Consider the following 15,851-nt stretch of genomic DNA (forward strand, 5'->3'; position numbering starts at 1 on the left):
CTCATGGTCAGTCCCTACAAGCCGCCGCCGATCGAATCCGCCACCGACCCAATACATTCGCCGGCCGATATGGGCCAGCGCTGGCGTGCGCTCATGGGTGAGCTGGGTTTCGGTGAGCGGTTGCTGCGGTTCGCGTTCGTCGGCCCCGACCGTCGCCTCATCAAGATGCTCGGCGAGGCCGAGATCCGGCTGAGCCCCGAACCGGTCATCGCCGAGAACCTGCTGTCGGCGTTGAAGACGGTGCTCGGCGACGATCTGCCTGCCGGCAGCACAGTGGCGCTGCTGTTGACCCGCCCGGGTCGCGGTCCGATCTCCAACGCCGACCGACGATGGGCGACGCTACTCACCGAGACGGCGGCCCGGCTCGGCGTTCCGATCGAGCCGTTCTTCCGCGCCAACGACGAATCGCTGGTACAGGTCGAGCCTGAGCCGGATCTAGAGGAGGTAGCGGTAGGCCGGTGACCCCGGCTCAAGCGTCTCGACGTGGATGTCGGATGCAGCCATCCGGGTGAGCAGACCGTCGAGGTCGGCGGCCGAGCCGAGTTCGATCCCGACCAGCGCTTCGCCGGTTTCACGATTGTTGCGCTTGACGTACTCGAACAGTGTGATGTCGTCGTTGGGCCCGAGCACGTCGTCGAGGAAGCGGCGCAGCGCGCCGGGTTCCTGCGGGAAGTCGACGAGGAAGTAGTGCTTGAGGCCCAGATGCACCAGCGAGCGCTCCAACACCTCGTTGTAGCGCGAGACGTCGTTGTTGCCGCCGGAGATCAGGCACACCACCGTCGAGCCCGGCTCGATGTCGGCCTCCAACAGCCCGGTCACCGACAGTGCGCCGGCGGGTTCGGCGATGATCCCCTCGTTCTGATACAGGTCGAGCATCGCGGTGCACACCGCGCCCTCGTCGACGGTGGTCATCGACACCATGTCGCCGGCGGCGGCCAGCACGGCGTAGGGCAACTCGCCGGCGCGCGCCACCGCCGCGCCGTCGACGAACTGGTCGACATGATCGAGCGTGACGGGACCGCCCTCGGCGAGTGCGGCGATCATCGACGCGGCGCCGGCGGGCTCAACACCGAGCACCGACGTGTTCGTCGTGCGCTCCGCCAGATACGTGGTGATGCCGGCGATGCAGCCGCCGCCGCCCACCGGGACGATCACCAGATCCGGCTCGCCGTCGAGTTGGTCGAGCAGCTCCGCGGCGATGGTGCCCTGCCCGGCCATGGTGCGCGGATCGTCGTACGGGTGCACCAATGTGGCGCCGGTGCGGGCGACGTCCTCCAGCGCGGCCACCGCGGCCAGGTCATACGTCTTGCCCACGGCGATCAGCTCGATGAACTCACCGCCGTGATAGCGGATGCGGTCCCGCTTCTGTTTGGGCGTCTTGGCCGGGATGTACACCCGGCCGTGGATGCCCATCGAGCGGCAGGCCAACGCGAAGCCCTGCGCGTGGTTCCCGGCCGACGAGCACACCACTCCCGCGGCGATCTCGTCGTCGGAGAGCTGCTGCAGCAGGTTGTAGGCGCCGCGCAGCTTGTACGACCGCACCGCCTGCAGGTCCTCGCGTTTGAGGTAGACGTTGGCGCCGGTTGCCTCGGAGAGACGCTCACAAAGCTCCAGCGGTGTCCGCGCCACCAGATCGGAAATTCGCTGAGCGGCCTCGTCGATGTCGGCTGCCGACAGCGGCAGCGACGTACGAGAATTCTGGCTCAGTTCAGCGGACACCCGTAAATGGTGTCATGACACGGGTGTCAGCACGAATACCGGGATCTGCCGGTCCGTCTTTTGCTGATACTCGGCGTAGTCCGGCCAGGCCTCGACGGCGCGCTCCCACCACACGGCCTTCTCGTCACCGAAGACCTCCCGCGCCTCGTACTCCTTGGTGACGGGTCCGTCCGTCAGCGCCACACGCGGGTTCTTCTTGACGTTGTAGTACCAGACCGGGTTCTTTGGTGCGCCGCCCAGCGACGCGACGATCGCGTACTCGCCGTTGTGCTCGACCCGCATCAACGGCGTCTTGCGGATCTTGCCGGTCTTGGCGCCGATCGTGGTAAGCAGGATAATCGGCTTGCCCTGCATGTCGACGTTCTCGGTGCTACCTGTCTCGACGATCTTGTCGGCGTGCTCGCGGACCCAGTCCCACGGGCTTGGTTCGTATTCTCCGGTGAGCGGCATGACGCCAGCTTAGGCGGACTAAAAAACCAGACGGCCCTGATCGGGCGTTTCGGGTGGCCGAAAACTTACTTACGAGCTACCCTCAATGCCATGACCACCGCCGGTGATCTTCGTTCGACCGTCGCCTCGACAGACTCGAAGGTGCTGATCGCCGGTGTGCCGTGGCCGACCTACAAGCTGGTCGCGCTCGCGATCGGTTTCCTTGTCCTGGTGATCGTCGGCCTGGCCACCGCCAGCGCCGCTCCCGCAGTGCTGTCAGGCGCTGCCGCTGCCACTCTTGTGTGGGTGGTGCTGGGCGCCGCGCACTCGTCGCACGGCTAAGCCTCGAGCAGGCGCCGCAGCGTATCGAGATCGGCGGCGACCGCCGCCGCGTCCGCCTCGAACTCGTCGTCGGTCATTCCCGCACGTCGCCGGATGGTGAACACCACCTCGCAGCGGGCTTCGCCGAGCCCGGCGGGAATCACTCGCAACGGGTTGTACACCGCCTCGCCCGACGGCAGCCGTACCACGTGATCGAGCACCCCGAACTCGTTGGCCGGGGTGAATTCGATCGTCACCTCGCCCATCGGCGAGTCGGCCACCCAGCCGTCGGCGCTCTTGCGCGCCGCACCTTGCGTCAGGCCCGACGCCCACTGCGGCAGTTTCTGCGGATCGGCGGCGAACGCGTAGACGGCCTCGGGCGCAGCCTCGACCCAGACACCGACGTGTCTGGACGTCGTCACACTTTCTCCTTACTCGGTGCCCGCTTCGGTTCGTGCACCTGGGGTCCCGGCTCGTCGGCGTAGAGCTCTTCGATCTCGGCGGCGTACTTCTCGCTGATCGGCCTGCGCTTGAGCTTCATCGTCAGCGTGATCTCGTCGCCGCCTGGCTCCCAGAACGTCGGCAACACCCGGAACCGCTTGATCTGCTCCACTCGCGAGAGCGCGGCGTTGCCCTTCGCCACACCGGCCGCGATATCGGCGATCAGCCCCGGATCGGCCGCCAACGTCTGCGGTGAGGCGTCCGGGAGGCCGCGCTGGGCGGCGTAGGGCTGCGCCGATTCGGCGTCGAGCACGATCAGCGCGGTGTTGTAGGGGCGGGCGTCCCCGATCACGGCCATCACGCCGATGAGCGGGCAGGCCGCTTTGATGGTGTTCTCGATGTTGGCCGGCGACATGTTCTTTCCGGCCGAGTTGATGATGAGTTCCTTCTTGCGGTCGATCACCCGTAGGTAGCCGTCGGCATCTTGTTCCATGATGTCGCCGGTGTGCAGCCAGCCGTCGGCGTCGATGGCCTCGGCGGTCTTCTGCGGCTCCTTGCGGTAGCCCTTCATCACCAATGGGCCGCGGACCAGGAACTCGCCGTCGTCGGCGATCCTGCCCTCCATCCCGGGCAGCAGCTTGCCGACGGCGCCGAGCCGTGCATCGCGCGGATGGCTCACGGTGGCAATGCAACTCAGCTCCGACATCCCCCATATCTCCGAGATCGGGATGCCCAGCCCGGCGAAGAAGCCCAAGGTCTCCTTTGGAATCGGCGCGGCACCCGACACCGCCCACCGGATCTGGTCCAGCCCCAGCTTGGCGCGCAGTTTGGACAGCACCAGTTCGTCGGCCTGCGCCCATTCGGCCGCGACGTCGTCGGGCACCGGCTCCCCGGCCAGCAGTGCGGCGGCTTTCTTGCCCGCGACCGCCAGCCCCCACTGCAAGCCTTGGCGTTTCGTCTCGTCGGGCTCGTTGGCTGCGACGAATTCGATTGCCGCCTTGAGCTTTTCCCACACCCGCGGTACCGCACCCCAGATGGTGGGCCGCACGTCGGGCAGGGCCGCCGCGATGGCCTTGGGATCGGGAACCACGGTGACCTGCACACCACACACTTGCTGGTTATAGAGGCAGCCCCACCGGTCCGCGATGTGCGCCGAGGGCAGAAACGACGTGATCCGGTCGCCGAACTCGATGCCGAGCACGCCCTGAACGCCGAACGTCTCGAACAACAGGTTGGCGTGCGTCATCTCCACGCCTTTGGGATTGCCCGTCGTTCCCGACGTGTAGATGAGCGTCACGATGTCGTCGGACTGCACTGCGCGCCAGGCGGATTCGAAATCGAAGTCATCCGCTCCACCGGCAAGCAACTCTTGCATCGGCATCGTCCCCGACGGTGCGCCGTCGACACAGATGATGTGCTCGATGGGCACCCCGCTGGCCCGGATCCGGTCGACGAACTGCGCCTCGCACATCACCACCGTGGTCCCCGCATTGTCGAACACGTATTTCAATTGCTCCGGGGCCAGCGTGTTGTAGACGGAGAACGAAGTCGCGCCGAGGTGTTGGGCGCCGACGTCGAGCGGGTAGAACTCGATGCGGTTGGTCATCATCAGCGAGACGGTGTCGCCCCGTTTGACGCCGAGGCCGGCCAGCCCGGCCGCTACGTGCCTTACCTGGGTGGCGTAGTCGCGCCAGGTCAACGTCTGGGTGCCGCCGACTGTGCGAAGCGCGATCGCATCGGGGTCGATCACGGCGGTGCGCTGAAAGGCCTCGCACAACGTGGCGGGCCGATCGGATGTGCTCATGTTTCCACGGTAGGCATTCAGACCGTGGCGGTGGACCGTTCAGCAGAACTGCGCGACGCCCTACCCGCCCAGGCAGCCCGGTCCCAGCAGCGCCTTGAGGTCTCCCATCAGCGCCGATGACGGGTTCACCCGCAGCGACTGATCCAGCTCGAGCGTCGTGATGCGGTCACCGCTGATCAACCGCAGATGCACCTGCGACGTGCCCGGATGGCGCGCCAGCACCTGTTTGAGCGCGCTGACCTTGTCGATGGTGCACTGCCGCGTCGGCAGACTCACCGCCAGCGGACGATCCACCTGCGCATTCGAAAAGTCCGGCACCACAAGCTCGTTGGCGATCAGCGCGATACGGTCATCCTGAACGCGCACCTTGGCGTTGACGAGCACCACCGCGTCGTCGGTGATTTCCGCGCCGAACGTGGAGTACACGTGCGGGAAGAACATCACCTCGATACCGCCGGTGAGATCTTCGAGTTGTGCTGACGCCCAGGGCATTCCGTTCTTATTGACGCGCCGGTTCACCGACGCCAGGATGCCGCCGACCCGCACCGGCGTGTCGTTGGGGATGTCGCCGTCCAGGATCGCGGGGATCGCGGTGTCCACCTGGGTTGCCAGCAGATGTGCGACGCCATTGAGGGGGTGGCCCGACACATAGAGGCCGAGCATCTCGCGCTCCAGCGCCAGCTTGTGCTTGTCCTCCCACTCCTCGTCGGGCACCTTGATGGTGAACACCGCATCGGTGGCGGTATCCGCGCCGCCGAACAGGTCGAACTGCCCCATCGCCTCGGCCTTCTTGGTGCCCAGCACCGAGTCGACGGCATCGGTGTGAATCAGGAACAAGCCCTTGCGGGGGTGACCCAGCGAGTCGAACGCGCCCGCCTTGATCAGCGATTCGGTGACCTTCTTGTTGCACGCGCCGATGTCGATCTTGTTGAGATAGTCGGAGAAGTCGATGAACTTGCCCTTGGCGGTGCGCGTATCGATCAGCGACGCAACAACATTCGCTCCGACATTGCGCACCGCGCCCAGCCCGTAGCGGATATCTTCACCGACCGAGGCGAAGTTCAGGCCCGACTCGTTGACGTCGGGCGGTAGCACGGTGATGCCGAGCTTGCGGCAATCAGCGAGATACACCGCAGCCTTGTCCTTGTCGTCGCCGACCGAGGTGAGCAGGCCGGCCATGTACTCGGCGGGATAGTTGGCCTTCAGATACGCCGTCCAGTACGACACCAAGCCGTAGCCGGCGGCATGCGATTTGTTGAACGCGTAGTCGGCGAACGGCAACACGGTGTCCCACAGCGCCTTGATCGCACCCGCGGAGAACCCGTTGGCCTTCATGCCCTCCGAGAAGCCCTCGAACTCCTTCTCCAGGACTTCGCGCTTCTTTTTGCCCATGGCTTTTCGCAGAATGTCTGCTCGGGCAAGCGAGTAGCCGGCCACCTTCTGCGCAATGCGCATGATCTGCTCTTGGTAGACGATCAGGCCGTACGTCTCGGCAAGGATCTCCCGCAGCGGTTCTTCGAGTTCGGGGTGGATCGGCTTGATCGCTTGCTTGCCGTTCTTGCGGTCGGCGTAGTCATTGTGGGCGTTCATGCCCATCGGCCCCGGGCGGTACAGCGCGATGACGGCGACGACGTCCTCGAACCCGGTGGGCTGCATGCGGCGCAGCAGGTCGCGCATCGGCCCGCCGTCGAGCTGGAACACGCCCAGCGTGTCACCGCGGCCCAGCAGCTCGTAGGTGGCCTTGTCGTCGAGAGGCACCGACTCCAGGTCGAGCTCTATTCCCCTGTTGGCCTTGATGTTCTCCAGTGCGTCGCCGATGATCGTCAGGTTGCGCAGCCCGAGGAAGTCCATCTTCAGCAAGCCGATGTCTTCGCACGACGGATAGTCCCAACCGGTGATGATCGCGCCGTCCTGTGGCCGTTTCCACAGCGGGATGACGTCGGTCAGCGGCTCGCTGCTCATGATCACCGCGCAGGCATGCACGCCGGCGTTGCGGATCAATCCCTCCAGGCCGCGCGCGGTTTCGTAGATGGTGCGCACGTCGGGATCGGTGTCGATGAGGCCGCGGACTTCGGCGGCCTCCTTGTACCGCTCGTGCTCGGGGTCGGTGATGCCCGACAGCGGAATGTCCTTGGCCATGATCGGCGGCGGCAGCGCCTTGGTGATCCGGTCGGCGATCGCGAAACCGGGTTGGCCATAGTGAATGCGGGCCGAATCCTTCAGCGCGGCTTTGGTTTTGATGGTGCCGAAGGTGATGACCTGGGCGACCCGGTCACTACCCCACTTCTCGGCGGCGTAGCGCACCATCTCGCCGCGCCGGCGGTCGTCGAAGTCGATGTCGATATCGGGCATCGAGGCGCGCTCGGGGTTGAGGAACCGCTCGAACAGCAGCCCGTGCTCGATCGGGTCGATGTCGGTGATGCGCAGCGCATAGGCGACCAGCGAACCGGCCGCCGACCCGCGGCCCGGACCAACCCGGATGTCCACCGAGCGGGCGTAATTCACCAGGTCGGCGACGATCAGGAAGTACGACGGATATCCCTTGGCGCAGATGACTTCGATCTCATACGCCGCGCGTTCGACGTACTCGCGCGGCACCCCGTCGGGGAAACGGCGGGCCAGCCCGGCGTCGACCTCATGCCGCAACCACGACGCCTGGTCGTGCCCCTCGGGCACCGGGAAGACCGGCATGCGGTCGCGCGGCTCCCACACGTCGGCGTAGGACTGCACGCGTTCGGCGATCAGCAGCGTGGCATCGCAGGCGCCCGGGATCTCGTCGTCCCAGATGGCGCGCATCTCGGCGGCCGACTTGAGGTAGTAGCCGTCGCCGTCGAACTTGAACCGGTTGGGGTCCGACAGCGTCTTACCCGTCTGCACGCACAGCAGCGCCTCGTGGTTGTGGGCGGCGTCGCGGGTGACGTAGTGACAGTCGTTGGTGGCCAGCGGCGGGATGTCCAGCTTGCGCCCGATTTCCAGCAGCCCGTCGCGCACCCGGCGCTCGATGTCCAGACCGTGGTCCATCAGCTCGAGGAAAAAGTTGTCGGGGCCGAAGATCTCGCGCCACTTGGCGGCGGATTCCAGGGCCTCGCGGTCGTGCCCGAGCCGTAGCCGGGTCTGCACCTCGCCGGACGGGCAGCCGGTGGTGGCGATGATGCCCTCCGCGTGCTCGGCGATCAGCTCGGCGTCCATCCGCGACCACTTGCCGAGCTGGCCCTCGAAGGAGGCCAGCGACGACAGCTTGAACAGGTTGCGCAGACCCGTCGCGTTCTCGGCGACCATGGTCAGGTGGGTGTAGGAGCCGCTGCCCGAGACGTCGTCACCCTTTTGGTTCGGATCCCCCCAGAGGATCCGCCGGGTGTCAAAGCGCGAGCCGGGTGCGATGTAGGCCTCCACGCCGATGATCGGTTTGATGCCGGCCGCGGTGGCGCTGTTGTAGAACTCGCTGGCGCCGAACATGTTTCCGTGGTCGGTCATGCCGATCGCCGGCATCTCCAACCGCTGCGCCTCGGCCAGCATCGGGGTGATCTTCGCGGCACCGTCCAGCATCGAGTACTCGGTGTGGTTATGCAGGTGCACGAAGGACCGCGAAGATGAGCCACTCATAGGAGGGCCAGTCTATGACCGCCCACCGACACGCTCGGGCGTGTCGCGGCGCGTGTCTCACACGTTTGCTTGACGCGACAGGTACTGCCGCACTCCGGGATCGGTAGTCAGCGCGATGGCCCGCTCATATGCGGCGGCGGCCTCGGCGGTACGTCCCGCCGCGGCCAACAGGTGCGCCCGGGTGACCCAGGCGGGCTGGAAGCGCGCGACGGCGGGGTCGGCGATGGCGTCCAGCGCACGCAAACCCGCGTCGGGTCCGTCGATTTCTCCCTCCACGGCGGCCAGCGCCACTGTCGCCCCCAGGGACGGCGCCACCCGCACCAGGGCGCGGTGCAGTTTGCGCAGCGCCTCCCAGTCGACGGGGCGCGTGCAGTGCGCGGACTGGATGGCCGCCTCGTACTGGAACCGGCCCGGCCGCCCGAATTCATGCGCCCGACGCAGCAGCGCCTCACCGCGCGCGATCAGCGGGCGATCCCACCGCGCGCTGTCCTGCTCGTCGAGCGGGATGAACGAGCCGTCCGCGCCTCGGCGGGCCGGCCGCCTAGCCTCCGACAGGCACACCAGCGCCGCCAGGCCGAGCACCTCGGGTTCGTCGGGCAGCAGTTCGGCCAGCACCAGCGCCAGATGCAGCGCTTCGGCGGACAGCGACTCGATCGGCGCGCCCTGCGGGGTGAGCTGCCAGTCGATGGCATAGGCCCCGTAGACGGCCTCCAGCACGGCGGGCAACCTTTCGGCGAGGTCGTCGCGCTCGGGCACAGTGAACGGGATCCCGGCATCGCGGATGCGTTTCTTCGCCCGCACCAACCGCTGCGCCATGGTGGACGGCGGAACGGCGAACGCCCGCGCGATCGCGGCGGCGTCGACACCGAGCACCGTCTGCAGCATCAGCGGCGTGCGGATGTCGGCGGCGATCGCCGGGTGGGCACACACCAGCATGAGTTCGAGCCGTCGATCGGGAATCGCCGACGTCGCCTCGAATTCCGTTGCGGCATCCACAGTCTCGTCCAGCGGTGCCGAGGTGCGATAGGCCGACGACTTCCACATGTCGCGCAGCCGGTTGCGGGCGACGGTCAAAATCCACGCCTCCGGGTTCGCGGGGATGCCGTCGTCGGGCCAGCGCGCCAGCGCCCGTTCCAGCGCGTCGGCCAGCGCATCCTCGGCGGCGGCGATATCGCGGCCGGGCGCGGCCAGCACCGCCAGCAGCCGGCCGTAGGAGTCCCGGGTGATCGCAGCCACCCGGGACTTGACGGTTACGGCTGATACCACCCGCGGCCCGCCGCGTATGTCAGTGCCACCGGCCGGATTTCGACCGAGCCCCAGTCGTTGGCCGGATTGCGCTGCGCCCATCGCAACGCTTCGTCGAGGTTGTCGACCTCGATGACGAAGATGCCTCCCAGCCGTTCCTTGGTATCGGCGAACGGGCCGTCCTGGATCTCCGGCTTGCCGTTTCGCGCGGTGACTGTCGTCGTGGCAGCGACCGGTTGCAGCACTTCGGTGGTGATCAGCACCCCGGCCTTCGACAGGTCGTCGGCGTAGGCCCGGAACGCCTCCATCGCCGGCGCCATGTCTTCGTTGGTCAGGCCGAGCTCGCCGGCCTCCTGATAGTGCATGAGCAGGCAGTACCGCATGATGTCCTCCCTCCCTCGTCAGTGACAGCTTTTGACGTGCACCCCGCCATGAATGGTGGGGGTTCCCATGCGGCTATGCCGCTGTTGGGGTGCTTCCTGCTTCATCGCCCCGCGCCTCCCGAGTGCTGGGAGGACTTACCGAGGCTCCACAGGCGTTTAGTCTCTCCGCCCGCCCGGCGGCGAGAATGACCTTGGCGGCGTTGTGGTCGCGATCATGGAGCACCCGGCACGCCGGGCATGTCCACGTGCGGATCTGCAGCGGGAGTTCAGCCAGCCGGTGCCCACAGCCTGAGCAGGTTTTGCTCGACGCCAACCACCGCGACACCGTGTGTACGGTCCGTCCGTAGCGGTCGGCCTTCTCGCCGATAATCCGCAGAAATTGCCCCCACCCCGCATCGCTGATCGCCCGCGCCAGCCGACGGTTTTTCACCATCCCCACAATGTTGAGGTCCTCGAGGTGGATCACTTGGTTCTCGCGAACCAACGCCAAGGCCTGCTTGTGGTGATAGTCCCGCCGCGCCCGCGCCACCTTTGCGTGCGCAACGGCGATTTTGCGCCGCGACTTGTCCCTGTTGGTTGATCCTTTCTGCCTGCGGGACTTCTCCCGCTCCAACCGCGCCAGCTTGCGCAGCCTGCGGCCCAAATGCTTCGGATTGGCAATATCTGATCGCCCGCCGTCGGTCGTGGCGATCGTGGCCAGCCGCGCGATGCCCACATCCACTCCGGCCTCCCGCGCCACCGCCGGCAGCGGTGACGCCGGTACGTCGACGACGAAACTGGCGTAGAAATGACCGTCGGGTTCCCGGATGATCGTCACACTCGACGGTGTGCTGGGCAACTCGCGTGACCACCGCACCGCCACTTCGCCCACTTTCGCCAGATACAACCGGCCATTGGCTTTGAGGCTGAATCCGTTGCGGGTGAGCCGAAACGACTGCCGATGATCCTTGCGCGACTTGAACCGCGGACGACCGACCTTGCGGCCCTTGCGTTTCCCACTGCCCGAGTCGAAGAAATTGCGCCACGCCCGCCGCGAATCGTTGACCGACTGCACCAACGCCACACTGGGCACCTCGCACAACCACGCCCGCGCCTCGGTGGTCTTCGCCTCGGTGATGACCCGACGCTGAATCTCGCTGTCGGACAACTTCACCCCAGCGCGATGGGCGTCCTCGCGCACCCGCAGCGCGTCGTCGAACACCACCCGACAGCACCCGAACACCCGCGACAGCATCGCCTGCTGGGCCGATGTCGGATCGATGCGATACCGATAACGCATCTGCATACCGGCGACTGTAAAGACCACCTCTGACACCCAAGACCTCTCGCCGCGCCCGGCACACCGTGTCGTTGCTGCTCCCCATCTGGGGTTCGTGACGAAGCACCACGCCGGGTGTCCACCGAAGCCATGCTCATCTACTGCGACAACACGATGCACAGCGTGGCGACGACCTCAACGCCGAGCTTGTCACCGTGATGACGATTCGGGTTCCACCAGATCGACACTTTCGGGAACGACTTCGCGGGTTTTCCTGCGCAGCGTGCCCAACGTCAGCACCGCCAAGGCCAGCCAGATCAGCGCGAAGCCGATCCAGCGGCCGACGGGCATCGGCTCATGTCCGACGAACACACCCCAGGCCATCTGCAGACCCGGATTGAGGTAGAACAGCAGGCCCAGCGTGACCAGCGGCAGGCGCTGCGCGGCCGAGGCGAACAACAGCAGCGGAATCGCCGTCACGGGTCCGGCCAACAACAGCAGCAACACATGACCGGTGCCGTGGTTGAGGAAATTCGCCTGATGGAGCGCCTCGAGCGCGATCAGGTAGCCGACGGCCAGGGGCAGCGCCAGCAGCGTTTCCACCGCGACGCTGACTCGCGGGTCGGCGTCGACGACCTTCTTCACCAGACCGTAGACGCCGAACGAAATCGCCAGCACCACAGCGATATACGGGGGCTGACCCACCTCGGCGGTCAACACCACCACCGCGACGACTGCGATCCCCAACGCCGCGGCCTGCCACCTGCCGATGCGCTCACGCAGCACCAGCACCCCGAGCGCGACGCTGACCAGCGGGTTGATGAAGTAGCCGAGCGCGGCGTCGACGACGTGACCGTGCGTCACCGCGAAAATGTAAGTGCCCCAATTGATCGTGATCAGCACGGACGCGGCCAGCAGTTGCAGCCAGGCGCGCCGGGTCAGGCGCCGGAGGTCAGCGAGCCGACGCGCGACCGCCAGCACCAGCAGCAGCAACACCGCGCTCCACACGACGCGGTGCGCAAGAATCTCCAGCGATCCGGCCGGCAGCAGCAAGACGAAGAAGCCTGGACACAGCCCCCACCAGATGTACGCACCCGCACCGTAGAGCAGCCCGCGTCGGTCATTCATAGCTCATGCCTGCGCAACACATCGAGCGCGTGCTGCAGGTCGGGCGGATACGGGCTGGTGATCTCGATGCGACGGCCGTCGGCGGGGTGGGCGAAGGTCAGCGAGCGGGCATGCAGCCATTGGCGTTCCAGCCCAAGCTTTTTCGCCAGTGTCGGATCGGCCCCATAGGTGAGGTCACCGCAGCAGGGATGATGGAGCGCCGCGAAGTGCACGCGGATCTGGTGGGTGCGACCGGTTTCCAGCTCGATGTCGAGCAGGCTGGCGGCCTGATGCGCCTCGAGCGTGTCGTAATGGGTGATGCTGTGCCGGCCGCGTTCGGTGACGGCGAACTTCCAGTCGTGCCCGCGATGGCGTCCGATCGGCGCGTCGATGGTTCCGCTGCTCGGATCCGGATGCCCTTGCACCAGTGCGTGATAGCGCTTGTCGACGGTGCGCTGCTTGAACGCCCGCTTGAGCACGGTGTAGGCGCGCTCGGACAGCGCCACCACCATCACCCCGGACGTGCCGACGTCGAGACGGTGCACAATGCCTTGGCGCTCATGGATTCCCGACGTGCTGATGCGGAAGCCCGCGGCGGCCAAGCCGCCCAGTACCGTCGGGCCGTGCCAGCCGACCGTCGCGTGCGCGGCCACGCCGGGCGGCTTGTCGACCGCCACGATGTCGTCGTCGGAGTACAGGATCGACATGCCCTCGATCTCGACGGGCGTGTTCTCCACCGGTTTGGGCGCATCCGGCAACCGCACTTCCAGCCAGGCGCCCGCGGTGAGCTTGTCGGACTTGCCGGCCGAGGCGCCGTCGATCAGGACGCCGCCGTCCTCGGCGATCGCGGCGGCAGCGGTTCGTGACAGCCCCAGCAGACGTGCCAGCCCGGCGTCGACACGCATACCCGCCAGCCCCTCGGGCACGGGCATGGAGCGGGTCGTCACTCTGACTGGTCGGCCTTGCGGCGGCCCACCGTATCGAAGTCGAAGCCGAACAACGAGAGCACCACCAGCAGAATGGCCCCGCCAACGACCGACGGGTCGGCCACGTTGAACACCGGCCACCAACCGATGGAGAGGAAATCCACCACGTGGCCGCGGAGCGGGCCGGGCGACCGGAAGAACCGGTCGATCAGGTTGCCCATCGCGCCGCCCAGGATCATGCCCAGGCCGATCGCCCACCACGGTGATACCAGGCGGCGACCCATCCAGATGATGCCGATCACCACACCGGTCGCGATCAAGGTGAGCACCCAGGTGTAGCCGGTGGCCATCGAGAATGCGGCCCCCGAATTGCGGACCAATGTCCAGGTCACGGTGTCACCGATGATCGAAACGGGCTGCCCAGGCGTCAGCAGCTTGACCGCGAGGACTTTGGTGACGATGTCGACCACCAGAACCACCGCCGCGACTGTGAGCAGCAGGCGCAGCCGACGCCGCGGCTGGGGCTCGACATCCCCGCGGGCGTCGTCGGTCACCGGATCAGCCGGGCCCGTCGTTTCATCAGTCACCGCACCATCATCCCAAAGTCGAAGTGGGTGATGCTTTCGCCCGTGGCCGACGGCCTCGGGCACCGTCTAGGGCGTGCTCTGGTAGAGCGCTTCGACGTAGTCCGCCCAGTCCAGACTGTCGACCGGGTTGGCGCGGACGATTTCCGGGTCGTCGACGGCGAAGTTGCGCGCCGGGCCCGGTCCGGTGCTGCGGGTCTCGAACCGCACCGTCATGACGCCGTGGCCCGCTCCTTGGACCCAGCCGTGCCCGTACTCGGGATGGGTGACGTCGTCGCCGATGCGCCAGGCCGGCGGCGTGGCGGCCACGTCGGTCAGCGTCGGGGGCAGCCGGGCATCCGACACCTCCTCTGCAACCAGATCGAGATCCGAGAACAACGGCTCCTGGCGAACCTCGGACAATCCCGAAAAACCCACGCCCACAAGGCGAATCGGCCCAATGTCGACCGGGTCGAGCAGCAGCCGGCGCGCGGTGCCGATCAAGGTGTCGGCGTCGGTGGTGGCATAGGGCAGCGTCGCCGAGCGCGTGAGGATACTCATATCGGACTTCCTCAGCTTGACGGTCACGGTGCGGGCGCCGCGGCCGTCCTTCTCCAGGCGTCGGTGCGCGTGCTCACCGATCGGCCCGGCGGCTTCGCGCAACTGCTCGAGGGTGGTCAGGTCTTCGGCGAAGGTGGATTCGGCGCTGATCTGCTTGGCCGGCGCGTTCTCGGCAACGGGTCGGTCATCGACGCCGCGGGCCAGGCGGTGCAGCGCGGGGCCGACAGTGCCGCCGAGGATGTTGGCGGCCTCCGCCTCGGTGAGGGCCGCGAACGCGCCGACGGTTTCGATGCCCAGGCGGTGCAGCTTCTCCTCCGCGACGGGCCCGATACCCCACAGCCGCCGCACCGGAAGTCCTTCCAGCAGCACACGCTCCTCGTCGCGGCGCACCACCCGGATCCCGTCGGGTTTGGCCAGACCGGAAGCGATCTTGGCGATCTGCTTCCCCGATCCGGCGCCGACGGACGCGGTCAGCCCGGTCTCGTGGCACACCTTGGCTTTGAGATCCCGGCAGAACTCGTCGACGCGTACGGCGGACGCCCCGGCGAGTTCGGCAGGTTCGCCGAACGCCTCGTCGAACGAGAGCTGTTCGAGCACGGGCACCAACGTGCGGACCGTTTCGAACACGCGACGGCTGGCCACGCCGTACACGACGCCGCGCGGGGGCAGCACCACCGCGCTCGCCCCCACCAAGCGGCGGGCCTGGTGCATGGGCATCGCGGAGCGCGCGCCGTAGACCCGCGCCTCATAGCTGGCGCCGGCGACCACGCCGCGCCCGCCCAGACCGCCGACCAGCACTGGCCGTCCGCGCAGGGTGGGACGGGTCAGCTGCTCGACGGACGCGAAGAACGCGTCCATGTCGAGATGCAGCACCCACCTGGACGTCACAAACCCCGATGCTATTGCCGTACCGTCACATGCGTGGGCATGAATATGTTGCACCGGGTGTGCTGCAGCTCGCCCTTGTGGGCGAAGGCCGTCGAGCGCGAGCTGCTGCCGTGGGCGTTGGCCGGTGTGGACCTGGGCACGAGCACGCTGGAAATCGGCCCGGGTTACGGGGCCAACCTGCGCGTACTGGCGGACAAAACCCCGAGCCTGACGTGCGTGGAGATCGACGCCGCGATGGCCGAGCGGTTGCGCCGCAAGTACGGCGAGCGAGCACGCATCATCTCCGGCGACGGCACCGCGACCGGCCTGCCCGACGCCAACTTCAGCTCGGTGGTGTGCTTTACGATGCTGCACCACGTGCCGACGGCGCCGCTGCAGGATCAGCTCTTCGCTGAGGCGTTTCGCGTGCTGCGACCCGGCGGTGTTTTCGCCGGCAGCGACGGCATTCACTCGCTGGGTTTTCGGCTCGTCCACATCGGCGACACCTACAACCCCGTCTTCCCCGACGAGCTGCCGGACCGGTTGCGCCGCGCCGGGTTCATCGACGTGTTCGTCGACACCAAGGGTGGCGAACAACGCTGGCGCGCGGTGAAAGCCGCGTGA

The 15,851-nt window shown here is 67.0% G+C and carries 15 protein-coding genes; 3 read left to right on the forward strand and 12 right to left on the reverse strand.

All coding sequences use genetic code 11. The features are described from left to right. Window positions 1-3: 3 nt before the first annotated feature. Entirely contained in the window at window positions 4-462 is a 459-nt protein-coding gene (locus CWS39_RS00560; protein WP_102140956.1) for a hypothetical protein, read from the forward strand. Here the strand turns inward: CWS39_RS00560 and ilvA are convergent. Both ilvA and CWS39_RS00570 read right to left on the reverse strand, forming a co-directional pair. Next, window positions 436-1,719: a threonine ammonia-lyase IlvA gene (gene ilvA, locus CWS39_RS00565; protein ID WP_102140957.1), complete on the reverse strand. Its 1,284-nt coding sequence runs from the start codon at window positions 1,717-1,719 to the stop codon at window positions 436-438. The genes CWS39_RS00560 and ilvA overlap by 27 nt on opposite strands. A gap of 12 nt (window positions 1,720-1,731) precedes the next feature. After that, window positions 1,732-2,169, reverse strand: a complete 438-nt coding sequence (locus CWS39_RS00570; RefSeq protein WP_102140958.1) for a nitroreductase family deazaflavin-dependent oxidoreductase — start codon at window positions 2,167-2,169, stop codon at window positions 1,732-1,734. A gap of 90 nt (window positions 2,170-2,259) precedes the next feature. Between CWS39_RS00570 and CWS39_RS00575 the strand changes: the two genes are divergently transcribed. Further along, window positions 2,260-2,490 (forward strand): hypothetical protein, encoded by a 231-nt coding sequence (locus CWS39_RS00575; RefSeq protein WP_102140959.1) that lies wholly within the window; start codon window positions 2,260-2,262, stop codon window positions 2,488-2,490. Here CWS39_RS00575 and CWS39_RS00580 read toward each other — a convergent pair. The 10 genes from CWS39_RS00580 to CWS39_RS00625 form a co-directional block, all read right to left on the reverse strand. Next, window positions 2,487-2,891 carry an SRPBCC family protein gene (locus CWS39_RS00580; RefSeq protein WP_102140960.1) on the reverse strand — a complete coding sequence of 135 codons (405 nt, stop codon included), beginning with the start codon at window positions 2,889-2,891 and terminating at the stop codon, window positions 2,487-2,489. The genes CWS39_RS00575 and CWS39_RS00580 overlap by 4 nt on opposite strands. Then, window positions 2,888-4,714: a fatty acid--CoA ligase FadD11 gene (gene fadD11, locus CWS39_RS00585; protein ID WP_102140961.1), complete on the reverse strand. Its 1,827-nt coding sequence runs from the start codon at window positions 4,712-4,714 to the stop codon at window positions 2,888-2,890. The genes CWS39_RS00580 and fadD11 overlap by 4 nt, the downstream gene beginning before the upstream one ends. 60 nt (window positions 4,715-4,774) lie before the next feature. Further along, window positions 4,775-8,317 carry a DNA polymerase III subunit alpha gene (gene dnaE, locus CWS39_RS00590; protein ID WP_102140962.1) on the reverse strand — a complete coding sequence of 1,181 codons (3,543 nt, stop codon included), beginning with the start codon at window positions 8,315-8,317 and terminating at the stop codon, window positions 4,775-4,777. A 57-nt stretch (window positions 8,318-8,374) separates the two neighbouring features. After that, a complete protein-coding gene (locus CWS39_RS00595) occupies window positions 8,375-9,520 on the reverse strand; it encodes an RNA polymerase sigma factor (RefSeq protein WP_102141159.1) in 1,146 nt (381 codons plus the stop codon). A 47-nt stretch (window positions 9,521-9,567) separates the two neighbouring features. After that, on the reverse strand, window positions 9,568-9,945 hold the full coding sequence (locus tag CWS39_RS00600; RefSeq protein ID WP_102140963.1) for a YciI family protein: 378 nt from the start codon (window positions 9,943-9,945) through the stop codon (window positions 9,568-9,570). Between the two features lie 73 nt (window positions 9,946-10,018). Then, entirely contained in the window at window positions 10,019-11,230 is a 1,212-nt protein-coding gene (locus CWS39_RS00605; RefSeq protein WP_102140964.1) for an RNA-guided endonuclease InsQ/TnpB family protein, read from the reverse strand. A 183-nt stretch (window positions 11,231-11,413) separates the two neighbouring features. Further along, window positions 11,414-12,331 (reverse strand): EamA family transporter RarD, encoded by a 918-nt coding sequence (gene rarD, locus CWS39_RS00610; RefSeq protein WP_102140965.1) that lies wholly within the window; start codon window positions 12,329-12,331, stop codon window positions 11,414-11,416. Continuing rightward, window positions 12,328-13,242 (reverse strand): RluA family pseudouridine synthase, encoded by a 915-nt coding sequence (locus CWS39_RS00615; protein WP_431306067.1) that lies wholly within the window; start codon window positions 13,240-13,242, stop codon window positions 12,328-12,330. The genes rarD and CWS39_RS00615 overlap by 4 nt, the downstream gene beginning before the upstream one ends. Window positions 13,243-13,253: 11 nt before the next feature. Beyond that, complete coding sequence (lspA, locus tag CWS39_RS00620) at window positions 13,254-13,823, reverse strand: signal peptidase II (protein ID WP_102140967.1); 570 nt, start codon at window positions 13,821-13,823, stop codon at window positions 13,254-13,256. 66 nt (window positions 13,824-13,889) lie between these two features. Continuing rightward, the gene (locus CWS39_RS00625; RefSeq protein ID WP_102140968.1) at window positions 13,890-15,248 is read right to left on the reverse strand and encodes a DNA polymerase IV; all 1,359 of its coding nucleotides are present in this window, start codon (window positions 15,246-15,248) and stop codon (window positions 13,890-13,892) included. Between the two features lie 33 nt (window positions 15,249-15,281). On the opposite strand from CWS39_RS00625, the gene CWS39_RS00630 reads away from it, so the two are divergent. Next, complete coding sequence (locus tag CWS39_RS00630) at window positions 15,282-15,851, forward strand: class I SAM-dependent methyltransferase (RefSeq protein ID WP_102140969.1); 570 nt, start codon at window positions 15,282-15,284, stop codon at window positions 15,849-15,851.

Origin of the sequence: Mycobacterium hubeiense, from assembly GCF_002838065.1 — a bacterium.
GTDB lineage: Bacteria > Actinomycetota > Actinomycetes > Mycobacteriales > Mycobacteriaceae > Mycobacterium > Mycobacterium hubeiense.